Source organism: Actinoplanes sp. NPDC023801 (assembly GCF_040639655.1).
Lineage (GTDB): Bacteria > Actinomycetota > Actinomycetes > Mycobacteriales > Micromonosporaceae > Actinoplanes.
On sequence record NZ_JBFAAI010000020.1, the window covers coordinates 55701 to 70039 of the forward strand.

At 72.6% G+C, this 14339-nt stretch carries 9 protein-coding genes; 6 read left to right on the forward strand and 3 right to left on the reverse strand.

Features of this window, described 5'->3' with window-relative positions:
* Positions 1–23: 23 nt before the first annotated feature.
* Complete coding sequence (greA, locus tag AB0G04_RS29970) at positions 24–518, reverse strand: transcription elongation factor GreA (protein ID WP_360989277.1); 495 nt, start codon at positions 516–518, stop codon at positions 24–26.
* 191 nt (positions 519–709) lie between these two features.
* Positions 710–1129: a DUF4307 domain-containing protein gene (locus AB0G04_RS29975; RefSeq protein ID WP_360989280.1), complete on the reverse strand. Its 420-nt coding sequence runs from the start codon at positions 1127–1129 to the stop codon at positions 710–712.
* A gap of 116 nt (positions 1130–1245) precedes the next feature.
* Here AB0G04_RS29975 and mca point away from each other — a divergent pair, with 116 nt between their 5' ends.
* From mca to purE, 6 genes are all read left to right on the forward strand, one after another.
* A complete protein-coding gene (gene mca / locus AB0G04_RS29980; RefSeq protein ID WP_360989282.1) occupies positions 1246–2127 on the forward strand; it encodes a mycothiol conjugate amidase Mca in 882 nt (293 codons plus the stop codon).
* A gap of 77 nt (positions 2128–2204) precedes the next feature.
* Positions 2205–2495, forward strand: coding sequence for a hypothetical protein (locus AB0G04_RS29985; protein WP_360989508.1), 291 nt, complete (start codon positions 2205–2207; stop codon positions 2493–2495).
* Between the two features lie 232 nt (positions 2496–2727).
* On the forward strand, positions 2728–5211 hold the full coding sequence (locus tag AB0G04_RS29990; protein WP_360989284.1) for a bifunctional diguanylate cyclase/phosphodiesterase: 2484 nt from the start codon (positions 2728–2730) through the stop codon (positions 5209–5211).
* A 25-nt stretch (positions 5212–5236) separates the two neighbouring features.
* Complete coding sequence (locus AB0G04_RS29995) at positions 5237–7216, forward strand: thioredoxin domain-containing protein (RefSeq protein WP_360989286.1); 1980 nt, start codon at positions 5237–5239, stop codon at positions 7214–7216.
* Between the two features lie 137 nt (positions 7217–7353).
* On the forward strand, positions 7354–8496 hold the full coding sequence (locus tag AB0G04_RS30000; protein WP_360989289.1) for a 5-(carboxyamino)imidazole ribonucleotide synthase: 1143 nt from the start codon (positions 7354–7356) through the stop codon (positions 8494–8496).
* Positions 8497–8994 carry a 5-(carboxyamino)imidazole ribonucleotide mutase gene (purE, locus tag AB0G04_RS30005; RefSeq protein WP_360989292.1) on the forward strand — a complete coding sequence of 166 codons (498 nt, stop codon included), beginning with the start codon at positions 8497–8499 and terminating at the stop codon, positions 8992–8994.
* 96 nt (positions 8995–9090) lie between these two features.
* On the opposite strand, the gene AB0G04_RS30010 is transcribed toward purE, so the two are convergent.
* Complete coding sequence (locus tag AB0G04_RS30010) at positions 9091–14226, reverse strand: hypothetical protein (protein ID WP_360989295.1); 5136 nt, start codon at positions 14224–14226, stop codon at positions 9091–9093.
* Between the last annotated feature and the right edge of the window lie 113 nt (positions 14227–14339).

The window sequence follows — 14339 nt, forward strand, 5'->3', positions numbered from 1 at the left end:
CGGGCTCGCTCATCAGGCGGGGATCAGCCCTCGAACGGGCCGAACTCGACCACGGTGACCTTGATGTCCGCGCCACTGGGCGCCGCGTAGGTGACCGTCTGGCCGGGGCGGGAGCCGAGGATGGCCTGGCCGAGCGCCGACTCCGGGCTGTAGACCTTGAGCTTGGTGGTGGAGGCGATCTCCCGGGAGCCCAGCAGGAACGTCTCGGTGTCGCTCTGGTCGTCGTCGAAGTAGATCGTCACGACCGAGCCGGGCCCCACCGAGTCGGCGGCCTTGATCTCGCCGACCTCCGAGTTCCGCAGGAACTCCTTCAAGTAGAGGATGCGGCCTTCCTGGCGACTCTGCTCCTCACGCGCCGCGTGGTAGCCGCCGTTCTCCCGGAGGTCACCCTCTTCGCGCCGGGCGTTGATCTCCGCCGCTATCGCCGGGCGATTGGCGATCAACTCGTCGAGCTCGGCCTGCAGCCGGTCGTAAGCGTCCTGGGAGAGCCAGGTCTTCGGCGCCTCGGAACTGGACACGGTCGATCTCCTTGCTGGAACTGGGCAGTGTTGAAACATGCCGCCCTCACCGGAGGCATGCTGAACGCAGCGAATTACCAAGCTTACCAGCGGTATGCGGGCCGTCCGGAAGCTGAATTGTTGTCGGATTTCAACGCCGGACGGATCTCAGCCGGACGGATCTCGGCCGGACGGATCTCGGCCGGACGCTGTCAGTCCGCGGCGCGGCAACCCATCACGTCACCGACGGAGCCCCGGCGTTCGGTCGGCACCGACTCGCGCACCTCGACCGAGCCGCCACCGTCCGGTGCCGGGACCGTCACCGCCTTGCGGCCGACCTCGAAACCGTCGTAATCCCGGGCCCGCACCATGCACATCGCGGCACCGCCCTCCGGCACCCGCACCCGGAACTCGACCACCATCTCGGCGTCCGACGGGTCGTCCCATCCGATGATGTCAGCGGTGTAGTCGGTCTGGCCGAACTTCTCGTAGTAGGCATAGGTGAGGCCGGCCAGGCCCAGCCCGAAGACCACCGTGGCGACGATCGGCACGAGACGACGGCGCCCGCTTGCACGGCGCCGGCCGTACCGGCCGGGCGGGAAGACGGGGGCTGTGGCGTGCGTCTCGCTCACCTGACCACCTCTCGTGCGTTTGTTGTCGGGGGGATCGGCCAGAATGGCAGGGTTCCATCTTCGCAGCCGATCCCGGCCCGCCCGCGGCAGGCCTGGTCGAGAGGATCTCAACAACCGTGGCCGAGCAATTGCGTCTCATGACCGTGCACGCGCACCCCGACGACGAGTCGAGCAAGGGTGCCGCCACCATGGCGAAATACGTCGCCGAGGGCGTCCAGGTGCTCGTCGCGACCTGTACCGGCGGGGAGCGTGGCAGTGTCCTGAACCCCAAGATGGACCGGCCCGAGGTGCTGGCCGACATCACCAACATCCGTCGCGCCGAGATGGACCGGGCGCGCGAGATCCTCGGTGTCGACCAGGCCTGGCTCGGATTCGTCGACTCGGGCTTGCCCGAGGGCGACCCGCTGCCCCCGCTGCCCGAGGGTTGCTTCGGGCTGCAGGACCCGCAGGAGGCGGCGAAACCGCTGATCAAGCTGATCCGTGAGTTCCGGCCGCACGTCATGACGACGTATGACGAGAACGGCGGTTACCCGCACCCCGACCACATCATGTGCCACAAGGTCTCGGTGGTCGCGTTCGACCAGGCCGGCGACCCGGACCTCTACCCGGAGCTGGGTGAGCCGTGGCAGCCGCTGAAGCTGTACTACAACTCCGGCTGGACCCGGGCCCGGATGCTGGCCCTGCACGAGGGGATGCTGGCGGCGGGGCTCGAGTCGCCGTACGCGGAGTGGCTGGAGAAGTGGTCCGACCGGGACGACCGGGGTGACAAGATCACCACCCGGGTCGAGTGCGGGGAGTACTTCAGCGTGCGTGACGACGCTCTGCGGGCGCACGCGACCCAGGTGGACCCGGACGGGTTCTGGTTCCACATCCCGCTGGAGATGCAGCAGAAGGTGTGGCCGACCGAGGACTTCGAGCTGGCCCGCTCACTCGTCGACAGCCCGCAGCCGGAATCCGACCTGTTCGCGGGCATCCGGGAGAAGGTCGACACCTACTGAAGCAGTACGCTGGCGGCGTGGACATCTTGGCCGTCAACAACTTCGGTGACACCCGGTCGGGCGGACTGGCCGGCCCCATGGGGCTGTTCCTGATCGTCCTCATGTGCGTGGCGACGGTTCTGTTGATTCGAAACATGAACAAGCGGATCCGTCGGCTTCCCGACAGTTTTCCTGTTGCGGGAGAGCGTGATGGTGTGTCAAAGATCGCCCGCGCCGATGCCGAGGCCGGGCGATCAGGCGCCCCGGCGGGCGGCGAGGTCGAGCCGGATCGATCGATCGCGGTGGCTGAAGCCGAGGAAGCCGAGGTGGCGGGCGTGCGCAACGAACCGGACGAGGCAGGTCCGCGCGGTGGTGCGGACCGCGCCTGATCCTGACGGCATTCAGCCCCGGCGCGTGTTTTCACCCTTGCGGCGCCGAGTGTGCCCGTCTCGATCCCGTCAAGCCCTGTTGCGTTCATCGGGATTGATTTAGCCTTCCGCCGGGGGCCGTTCGGCCTCAGGGACCCTGCGCGGAAGGGGGCGCCGACATGACACTTGTCCGGCGCCGACTCTCAGTAACTGATCTGCACGTGCATCAGTTCGTGCGTCCGCGGATGTCGCCGTGAGAACCGTCCGCGACTCCTGGACCAGCGCGACGAGTGCGGTCGGCCGGCCCCGCCCGGTGCGGGTCCTCACCGCCGTCGTCGTGGTCGCCGCTGCGGCCGCCGTGATCCTCGGCGCTCTCCAGCCTGTCGTCGTGGTCGACGGCCGTCCGCTGTCGCCGGTCAACGGCGTCTGCGTCGCCGCGGTCCTCTCCGCCATCGCACAGCTCGCCGGTCTGCGGTTCCGGCTCGGCCCCGACGCCGTCTCGGTCAGCTGGGCCGAGGCGGCCGTGGTGGTCGGGTTCGTGGTCGCCCCGGCCGGCTGGCTGCCCGCGGCCACCCTCGCCGGTACCGGCGCCGCCTGGCTGCTGCTCGCCTGGCTCACCGGCATCCGCAACGTCGCCGAGATAGTCCACCTGGTCGCCTCGATGACCCTCGGCGTGGCCGGCGCCGCCCTGGTCACCTCCCTGCTGGCCGGAGACGTGCCGGTACGCAGCGCCCGGCTGCCGCTCGCCCTGGTCGCCGGCGCCGGCACCTACCTGATCATCACGTTCGGGCTGGTCGTGCTGACCCTGATGCTGCACCGGGACGCCCAGCCCGGCCAGGTCGCGGCGCGGGTGCTCTACGCCAAGCTGCCGATGTCGATCGGCAACGTCATCGTCGGCATCACCGCGGTGTACGCGCTCATCCGGGAACCGCTCTGGCTCCTCGCCTTCGGCCCGGTGCTCTGGCTGCTGCACCGCACCTACCGCTTCCACCTGCGCGCCGCCGAGGAACGCCGGATGTGGGAGGCCTTCGCGGCCGCCACGGTCCGGCTGCCCGGCGCGGGCGAGGCCGAGGTGGCCCGGGCCGGCCTGCGCGGAGCCCTCGACGTGTTCGGCGCCCAGCGGGCCGAGCTCGAGGTGCACACCGGGCTCGGCCGGCGCCGGTACGCCCAGGACGCACCCGGCCTCGAGGGCGTCGCCGGCACCCGGTCCGGCCCCGCGGTCACCCGCACCATGGTCGTCGCCGGTCGTCAGGTCGGCGAACTGACCGTCTGGCTCGGTGACGGCGGGCTCCCGGGGCCGCGCGACGAGGCGGCCATCGCGGCCTACGGGGAGGCGCTGGCCGGGGCCCTGCACGACGCGGCCGCGCACCAGCGCATCACCGACCTCGACGCGAACGCCGTCTACGAGCGGCTGCACGATCCGCTCACCGGGCTCGGCAACCGGATAGCGCTGGCCGGCGAGGGCGACCCGCTGCTGCGATCGCTCGACCGGGGCCGGCAGGTGGCGATGCTGCTGCTCGACATCGTCGGCTTCCGCGAGGTGAACAGCACGCTCGGCCACGACGGCGGCGACGAGGTGCTCCGGCTCACCGGGGGACGGATCAACGCGCTCGCCCGGGACGGGGAGCTCGTGGCGCGTACCGGAGATGACGAATTTGCCCTGCTGTTGCCGGTGGCCACGCTGGCTCTGCCGGGCACCCTGCGCCGGGCCCGGGAGCTGGTCGAACAGCTCCGCCTGCCGCTGGAGGTGGCCGGCGTCCGGCTGTCCGTCGAGGTGACCGTGGGGGTGGCGGTGGGCGCGGCCGGCGAGACCGGGGTGGCCGAGCTGCTGCGCCGGGCGTCGATCGCTGTCGGCCGCGCCAAGGAGCTGGGCCTCACCATCGGCACGTACGACAGCGGCCAGGACGCCAGCAGCACCGACCAGCTGGCCCTGCTCGCCGACCTGCAGGACGCGTTCGCCGCCGACGACCAGATCATCCTGCACCTGCAGCCCGAGGTGGACCTGGTGACCGCCGCACCGACCGGGGTGGAGGCACTGGTCCGCTGGCGGCACCCGCGGCGCGGACACCTCTCGCCGGCCGAGTTCCTGCCCGCGGTCGAGCGCAGCGAGCTGCTCATCCCGTTCACCCGGCGCGTTCTGGACCTCGCCCTCGCCGCGGCCGCCGACTGGACCGCCCACGGCATCGACGTGCCGGTCTCGGTGAACGTGTCGGCTCGCAGCCTCACCGACCCGACCTTCCCGGCCCAGGTCACCGAGGCGTTGCGACGGCACCGGACCCCGCCGTCCCGGCTCGTGCTGGAGATCACCGAGTCGGTCGCGGTCAGCGAACAGGAGATCGTCGACGAGGTGCTGGCCCGGGTGCGGTCGTCGGGCGTGCAGGTGTCCCTCGACGACTTCGGCACCGGCTTCTCCTCGCTGTCCTCGGTGACCCGGATGCCGGTCGACGAGATCAAGATCGACCGCTCGTTCGTGGACGAGATGATCGACTCGGCGGCGGCCGGTGCGGTGGTACGCGCCGCGGTCGAACTGGGTGTACGGCTGGGCCTCCGCGTGGTCGCCGAGGGCATCGAGACGATCGAGCAGCGGGCCGCGCTGATCGCCCTCGGCTGCCCGGCCGCACAGGGCTACCACTTCTGCAAACCGATGCCGGCCGACCGGATCGTGCAGGCCCTCACCCAGCTGGCCCGATCCGCCCCCGCCAACGTCACCCAGCTGCGCGCCGACGACGCCATGTGAGTGGGTGTTGTGAGAGGGTTGTCCGGTGAATCGGCTCGCCGGCGCGACTTCCCCGTACCTGCTGCAGCACAAGGACAACCCGGTCGACTGGTGGCCGTGGTCGCCGGAGGCCTTCGCCGAGGCCCGGCGCCGGGACGTGCCGGTGCTGATCTCGGTGGGCTACGCGGCCTGCCACTGGTGTCACGTGATGGCGCACGAGTCGTTCGAGGACGACGGAATCGCGGCCCAGCTCAACGACGGGTTCGTGGCGATCAAGGTGGACCGCGAGGAACGGCCCGACGTCGACGCCGTCTACATGACCGCCACCCAGGCCATGACCGGGCAGGGCGGCTGGCCGATGACCGTCTTCGCCACCCCCGACGGCGAGCCATTCTTCTGCGGCACCTACTACCCGAAGCCGCACTTCGCCCAGCTGCTCACCTCGGTGACGACGGCCTGGCGCGACCAGCGGGACGACGTGGTCAAGCAGGGCGCCGCGGTGGTCCAGGCGGTCGGCGGCGCGCAGCTGACCAGCGGGCCGACGGCGCCGATCTCGGCGGAACTGCTGCGGGCCTCGGTCGCGGGCCTCGCCGCGGAGCAGGACCAGATGTACGGCGGGTTCGGTGGCGCCCCGAAGTTCCCGCCGCACATGAACCTGCTCTTCCTGCTGCGGCACCACGAGCGGACCGGCTCCGCGGAGGCGCTGGAGATCGTCCGGCACACGTGTGAGCAGATGGCCCGGGGTGGCATCTACGACCAGCTGGCCGGCGGCTTCGCGCGGTACTCGGTGGACGCCACCTGGACGGTGCCGCACTTCGAGAAGATGCTCTACGACAACGCGTTGCTGCTCCGGGTGTACACCCAGCTGTGGCGTCTCACCGGTGACGCGCTCGCTCGCCGGATCGCCGACGAGACGGCCGCGTTCCTGCTCCGCGACCTCGGCACTCCGGAGGGTGGTCTGGCGTCGGCGCTGGACGCCGACACCGAGGGCGTCGAGGGGCTGACGTACGCGTGGACGCCCGCCGAGCTGATCGGGGTCCTCGGCGAGGACGACGGAGTCTGGGCCGCCGACCTGTTCCGGGTCACCACGGCCGGCACGTTCGAGCACGGCAGGAGCGTCCTGGTGCTGGCCCGCGACATCGACGAGGCCGACCCGTCACTGGTGGAGCGCTGGCGGGACGTCCGGCAGCGGCTGCTGGCCGCCCGCAACGAGCGCCCGCAACCGGCCCGCGACGACAAGGTGGTCGCCTCCTGGAACGGGCTGGCGATCACAGCCCTGGCCGAGCACCGGACGGCGGAGTCGTCTGCGGCGGCGATCCGGCTGGCCGAGGTGCTGGCCGACCGGCATCTGATCGACGGCCGTCTGCGCCGCGTCTCCCGGGACGGCGTGGCCGGGGAACCGGCCGGGGTGCTGGAGGACTACGGGTGTGTGGCCGAGGCGTTCCTGGCCGTGCACCAGCTGACCGCCGAGCCGCGCTGGCTCGACCTGGCCCGGGGACTGCTGGACGTGGCGCTGGCCCGATTCGGCAACGGTGCGGGCGGGTTCCACGACACCGCCGACGACGCCGAGAAACTGGTTGCGCGGCCCGCTGACCCGACCGACAACGCCACCCCGTCGGGTGCGTCGGCGCTGTGTGCCGCCCTGGTCACCTATGCGGCGCTGACCGGTGAGACGTCCTATCGGGAGGCCGCCGACGCGGCGCTGGCCACGCTCGGCCCGCTGATCGAGGGCCATCCGCGGTTCTCCGGATACTCGGCCACCGTTGCCGAGGCCGCGCTCGCCGGTCCGCTGGAGATCGCCGTCGCCACCACGGACCCGGCGGATCCGCTGGTGGAGGCCGTTCACCGGCATGCGCCGGGTGGTTCGGTGATCGTCGTCGGAACCCCGGGCCATCCGGGCGTGCCGCTGCTGGCAGATCGTCCGCTGACCGGCGGTGCGGCCACGGCGTACGTGTGCCGCGGCTTCGTCTGCGAGCGGCCGGTCACCACCCCCGCCGACCTGCTGAACCTCCTCCGTCCCGCCTGACCCCAGCTGGCCCTCACCGTTGTCTCGGGCGCGTTGAGACAGCGGTGGGGACCAGCTGGGTTCGGGCGTGCTTGGGCGTACCGCCGGACGGGGTTGATTTGGGGGTTGATCTGCGGCGTCGCTAGGCTGGCGTCGCGATGGATACCCGAACCGGTCTGCCTGTAGTCGGCATGGTGGGAGGCGGGCAGCTGGCCCGTATGACCCATCAGGCCGCCATTTCTCTCGGCCAGTCACTGCGCGTGCTCAGTGAGAAGTCCGATGACAGCGCCGCGCTGGTCGCGGCCGACGTCCCTATCGGTACGCACACCGATCTCGCTGCTCTGCGTGAGTTCGCGAAGGGGTGCGACGCCGTCACCTTCGACCACGAACACGTGCCGACGGAGCACATCGAGGCGCTCGAGGCCGAGGGGGTGAAGATCTTCCCCGGCTCGAAGGCGCTGGTCTTCGCCCAGGACAAGGGCATGATGCGGGAGCGCCTCGCGGCTCTCGGCGCGCCGGTTCCGCGGTGGGCCCGCGTGACGAGCGGCGAGGAGATCGAGGCCTTCGCCCGAGGGTCCTGGCCCATCGTGGCCAAGGCGACCCGAGGGGGGTACGACGGACGCGGCGTCTGGATGGTCGAGTCCCGTGAGGCCGCCGACGATCTGGTGTCGACCGGCATCCCGCTGATCGTCGAGGAGAAGGTGGCCCTCCGGCGCGAGCTTGCCGCCCTGGTGGCGCGCTCGCCGTTCGGGCAGGTCGCGGCCTACCCGGTGGTGGAGACCGTGCAGAGCAACGGCATCTGCGTCGAGGTGGTCGCGCCCGCGCCCGGCCTGTCCGAGGAACGGGCCCTGGAGGCGCAGCAGCTGGCCATCGACCTGGCGACCTCGCTGGGCGTGGTCGGTCTGCTCGCGGTCGAGCTGTTCGAGACCGACACCGGCATCGTGGTGAACGAGCTGGCCATGCGCCCGCACAACTCCGGCCACTGGACGATCGAGGGCGCCCGGACGTCGCAGTTCGAGCAGCACCTGCGGGCCGTGCTGGACTATCCGATGGGTTCGACCGCGCTGACGGCGCCGTTCGTGGTGATGGCGAACGTGCTCGGCGGCGAGCCCGGTGGCATCTCCATCGACGAGCGGCTGCACCACCTGTTCGCCTCGGATCCGGGGGCGCGGGTGCACCTCTACGGCAAGCAGGTCCGGCCCGGTCGCAAGATCGGTCATGTCACGGTGCTCGGCGACGATCTGGCACAGGTGCGGGCGCGGGCAGTTCGTGCCGCCAAGTGGCTTCAGGAAGGCGTGTAGATGAACCCCGTCGTCGGCATCATCATGGGCAGCGACTCCGACTGGCCCACCATGGAGGCGGCAGCGGTCGCTCTCGCCGAGTTCGACATCCCGTTCGAGGTGGGTGTGGTCTCCGCGCACCGGACGGTACGGAAGATGGTCGACTACGCCGAGTCGGCGGCCGACCGCGGCATCCGGGCGATCATCGCGGGCGCCGGTGGAGCCGCGCACCTGCCGGGCATGGTGGCGGCGCTGACCCCGCTGCCGGTCATCGGTGTCCCGGTGCCGCTGAAGCATCTGGACGGCATGGATTCGCTGCTGTCGATCGTGCAGATGCCGGCCGGTGTGCCGGTGGCCACCGTGTCGATCGGCGGGGCACGCAACGCCGGGCTGCTCGCGGTCCGGATCCTCGGCGCGTCGAATCCGGAGATACGGCAGCGGATGACCGAGTTCCAGGCGGGCCTGGAGAAGCTGGTCGCGGAGAAGGACGCGGCACTGCGCGACCGCCTGATGGGCTGACCCCGCGCCCAGCGGGTGGGGGCCAGCCGGATTTTTGGGGCTGGCTTGTACCGCTGTCTTGGTGGGGTTGAGACAGCGGTGCGGGCCGGCCGGGGGTCAGCGCATCTTGGAGAGGACCTCGCGGAACTCCTGGGTACGCCGCCGGTTCTCGCTCGAGGCGCCCAGGAAGAGCAGGACCACACCGACCGGGATCAGCATCAGCCACGGGCCGCCCAGCGTGAACGCGAACGCCAGCGCCGCGACCACCGTGGCCACCGTGCCCACCACGACCGGCGCCTGCTGCCGGCTGCGCGAGCCGATGATCAGCGTCGCCACCGCTCCGAGCAGCAGCAGCACCGCCCGCAGGTCGCCGCCGTTGCCGGCGAGCACGATCCCGATCGTCGGCACGAACGCGGCGAGCAGCGCCGGGCCGTACGCCGCCCAGCTGCTCAGATCCGGCCGGTGGTGCGCCTCCACCACGCCGACCGCCAGGGCCAGCGCCGCGAACGGCAGCGTGTACGCCTCCGGGAGCCCCACCTCGGCCAGCGAGATGAACAGCCACCAGCCGGCGATCTCGAAACCGACGGCCACCCAGAACATCGTGCGCCGCTGGCTGGGGGTGCGGTCCGGCCGCGACGCGGTCAGGCCCAGCACCGCGCCCCAGGCCGCGAGCAGCGCCGCCAGATGCGCGGGGGAGTCGATGGCGAGCACACCGGCGACGGCCGCCGACGCGTACCCGCTCCACTCGACGGTGATCGCCTCGGCGCGGTACTGCGGCAGGCCGAGCCGGGGCAGCGCCGCCTCCAGCGACAGCAGGATCGCGCCCACCGCCAGCACGCCGAAAGACGCCCAGTGCCGTTCCAGGCCCGCCGAGATGGCCACCGCCATCACGAACATCTGGCCCATGAACGCGGTGAAGAGCCAACCCAGCAACCGGGCCGATTGGGTACGCCCGGCAAGCGCCCCCACCAGGCCGACTCCGACCGCGCTGCCAAGTGTGAACAGGGTCAGCGACTCCTGGGCGAGGCTGCCGGCCAGCCCCGCGCCGCCGGCCAGCAGACCGGTCGCGAAGACGATCCCGCGAGTGGTGCGCAGCAGCGGCGCCCGATGCGCGACCGGGGGCGGGGTGAGCGCCAGCCCCAGCATCGAGATGGTGAACACCACGAGCGCCGCACCGGTGGCCGCCGGGTAGCCGGCGTGCAGAGAGATCGGGGTGATCAGCAGGGTCAGCGCGAGCCCCGGCAGGATGACCGGAACCGCCTCGGAGGTCTTGCCGCCGAAGCCGACCACCGCGAGCGCGGCCGCCCCGGTGAGCAGGACCGCCGCCAGTGCGCTGGTGCCGTCGACGTTGCCGGTGGCCGGGTCGGCCAGGGCCGGGATCGGCCCGTCCCAGATGGCGCTCAGCTGCCCGAGCGGGTCGACCAGGGCCGCGCGCAGGGCCGGGGCCAGCGAGAACAGCGCCAGCAGGGTGGGCAGCAGGGCGAGCATGACGGCGCCGGCAGCGGGGTCGGCGAGCCAGCGCTCACCCCACCCCGAGCGGCGGATACGCATGTACCGGCTCGCGGCTGGGCTGTCGTCGAACGGCGCGACCCGGGGCACCGGCGACGGTGGGGGCGGTACCGCGCCGCGCAGCATCTCGGCGAGCACCCCCACCAGGGCGGCGGCGGCAGCGTAGAGGGCCGTCGGGTAGTCGGTCGGGATGCAGGCCAGCGCCGTGATCGTGGCGCCCAGGACGACGCCGATGGTGGCCCACGGCAGGTACTGCGGCAGGTAGCGGCCGACCGCGGCGAGGATCGCGAGGCCCAGCGTCGAACCGGCCAGCGCGGCGGTCAGCACCACCTCGAGGCCGTGGCCACGGCTGGCGGCGAGCGCGGCCAGGAAACCGGGCAGCGCCAGCAGCACCGAGGCGGTGGCCGCCCCGCCGATCTGGGCGCGGTGCGCCGGCAGCAGCCCGTCCGGGGCGGTCGCGGGAGTCTCGTCCAGCTCGGCCGTGTCCTCGAACGAGGTGGGCGGCGCCTTCACCGGGATCCGGGCGGCGGCCGCCACCAGCACCCCGAGCAGGACGATCGTCAGCAGTGCCAGCGCGGTCGACCAGGGGCGGGCCAGACCGGCCGCGGCGGCGTGCAGCATCACCACGGCGGCCACGCCGGCCCGGGCGCGGGCGGCGTGCGCGTCGGCCGTGGCGACGGCGGCCAGCGCGTACGCGACCGCGACCGCGGCACCGACGACCAGGGGCGACCACCACGGCATGCCGAGGGCGTACGGGGTACCGATCGTGGCGAGTGCGGCGGCCAGTCCGGACGCGTACGGGGACCAGGGCCGGGGCATCGCGATCGCGGCCGTGATCGCGACCATGACCAGCGCGAACGGGGCCTGCCACGCGCCCGCCTCCGGAGCGGCCGGGTAGGCGGACAGGTCGGCCTCCCACAACCGGCCCGGCAGCGAGAGCACCTTGAGCCCGCCGACCAGGGCCATCCAGCCGGCGATGACGCCCACCACCAGGGCGGCGATGCCGAGTCCGCGGGCCGGGCCGGGCCGCCAGTCGCCGGGCAGGATCGTGACGCCCATGCCGACCAAGAGCACCATCACAGCGGCGACCGCGAGCGGGGCGTCCGGGAAGGCGAGCGCGGCGACCCGGGCCAGGGCACCGCAGATCGCCACGGTGGCGGCCGCGGCGGCGATGTCCGGACCGTCGAGCACGCGGTCCGTACGCCCCCGGTTGTCGATGGATTTGGCGAAGAAGAGCAGGGCCGCCGCGCCGAGCAGGAGAGCACCCACCCAGACGTCCGGGGCGGCGGCGCCCGGTGCGAAGAGGGCGGCAAGCGCCATCGCGACGGCGCCCAGCCCGGTACCGACGGTCATCGGCAGGCTGATCTCGCGGCGGGCCACCTGGAAGACGGCCGCGTAGCTGAGCGTGCCGGCGACCGCGAGGAATCCGGCGGCCAGCGCCGGAACGGTGGAACCGGCGTTCGGTGGCGGGCCGCCGCCCGGGTCGGAGACGGCCAGCGCCGCGGTCACCGCGGCACCCGGGATGGCCAGCGCCGCGGCACCCGAGGCCCAGTCACCGATCACCCAGGCGAACAGCCGCACCGGGATCTGCCGGGCCGCGATGGCGACCATCACACCGGCCCCGGCCAGCGCGGTCAGCACGGCCGCGGTCAGCCATGAGGCGCTCAGCGCGGCGCATGCGCCGAACAGGCCGACCACCCCGGCCGCGGTCACGTGCGCCACAGCGGTCCGCCGCGTGTTCGCCCACAGACCGGCCGCGCCCAGGCCGATGGCCGCCAGCACGAGCGGCCACGGCGCCTCTGACCAGGGCAGACCCAGCGAGGCGGGTACGGCCAGGGCGGTCACGGCGATGCCGGCCACCGCACCCTCGTGCCGGATCGAGGCGGGCAGCGCGAGAGCCGCGGCGATCGTCATGAGCAGGGCGCTGAATGCCAGCAGCCAGCCGGAGTCACCGACCGCGTCGGCGAGCTTCTGGGCGTACGCCGCGGTGTCCGCATTCCAGATCGGCCGCGCCGCGGCGACCGGGGCGACCGCCGCCCGGAGCGCGTCGACTCCCACGACCAGGCCGAGCAGCACGAGCGCGACGGTCGAGGCGTACTGCGGGCCGCGCCGCGTTGTCTCCGGCAGCATGCCGATCACCGCGCCGGCGGCCGCCACCGTCGCGGCGGCCGCAACCACGCTCCAGTTCGGCGACATCACGCCGGCGATCCGGGCCATCGCGCCGATCACCGCGAGGGTGAGCACGGCACCGGCCACGTTCATCGCGGTCGGCTGCTTGAGCAGGCGGGCGGCCGCCACCCCGGTGAGGGCCGCGGCGATCAGGATCAGGCCGGACCGCACCGCGTCGCCCAGCACCTCCGCCTGCAGCAACGCCACCGACGAGTAGAGCAGCGCTCCCGCGCAGGCGAAGCAGAGCAGCGCGAACGTGAGTTCCCGCAGCCAGTCCGCGGACGGCGGGGAGGCCGGCGGTGGCAGCGGCATCGAACCGGCGGGCGGGGCGCCCTGCGGCCGGGGCCCGGGGAAGATCCGGGTCGGCAGCCAGCGGCGGCGCGGCCGGTTCAGCCCCGGAATTATCAGGTCCGGTTCTTCGGGGCGGGATTCCGGCCGGGGCGGGGCGTCCGCCGCGTACGCCGCCGGGTCCGCCGGATCGGGGGCGCCGTCGCGTCGCGCGAATCGTTCACCGTCGGCGTCCGCTTCGGCGAGCGACACGCGGTCGGCGCCGACCGGCCGTCCGAGCGGCCATTTCGGCACCAGCCGTCCGGCCCGGATCACGCGGGTGAGAAGCAGGAGGTCGAGCAGGGCCACGACGGTCAGCGCGAGGCCCCAGCCGGCCGGGCTCTGAATCATCGGGTACGCCAGGAGGGGCGCGACCGGCTGGGTGGCGATGACGGTCGCGTACCGCGGGGCGGTGAGTCGCGTCACCGCGGCGTAGAGGAAGGCGGCCACCGCGGTCAGCGCGAAGGTGATGCCGAGGTAGAGGGCGGTCGGCACGTCGCCGCCGGTCAGCGGGCTGCCCTCGAGGGCGTAGAGCGTGATCGGCAGCATGACGAGACCGATCGCGGCGATCGCCTCACCGGTCGAGCTGAGTCCGCGTTTGGCCACCCCGGGGGCCGCCGACAGGGCGATCCCGGTGCACAGCGCCAGAATGAGCGCCCGCCCGAACGGGTTGGTGACGGCCACCGTGGCGAACACGACGGCGGCCACACCGAGCAGCAGCGCGCCCAGGACGAGCAGGATGTTCTGCACCGACTGGGTGGAGGCCTCCGGCGGGTGTTCCATGGTGGCCAGCGGCGGGCGGCGCGGCGGCGGGGTGGGCCGTTCGACCTTCTCGGTGGGGGGCGGGTCGTCGACCAGGACGGCCACGCCGTCGGTTGCGACCCCGGGCGGCCCGGTGTGTGCGGTGCCGGCTTCGGCCCAGTCGGGTGGTGGCGCCTGCCGTCGCGGTGGCCGGCGCTCCTCCGGCTGGTCGGCCTGCGGGGCGCCGGGCGGCGGTGGCGGCGGGAAGTCCTCCGGCGGCCGGCGGCGCGTGGTGGGCGTGCGCCGGCTCTTGGTGCCCTTCTGTTTCTGCTGCTTCGAGGCGTGCGCGAGGATGTCCCGCTGGAACAGCGCGGCCTGCAGTTTGCTCGCGATCTTGGTCCGCTCGGCAGCGGCCTGCATGTCCCGGATCTTCAGGTCCGCTATGGAGGCGTCGATACGAGCAAGCTGTTCGTCAACGTAGTCGTCGGGCTCGTCAGCCTCCGCCACAGGACCTCCTCGACCACCCCAGGCCGCTCTCTGCAGTTAGAGCATGCCGTTCAGACACCTCATTAGAACAGTCTCAAGCGGGCGGAGATCTGTGGAAACGACCCCGAACCCGG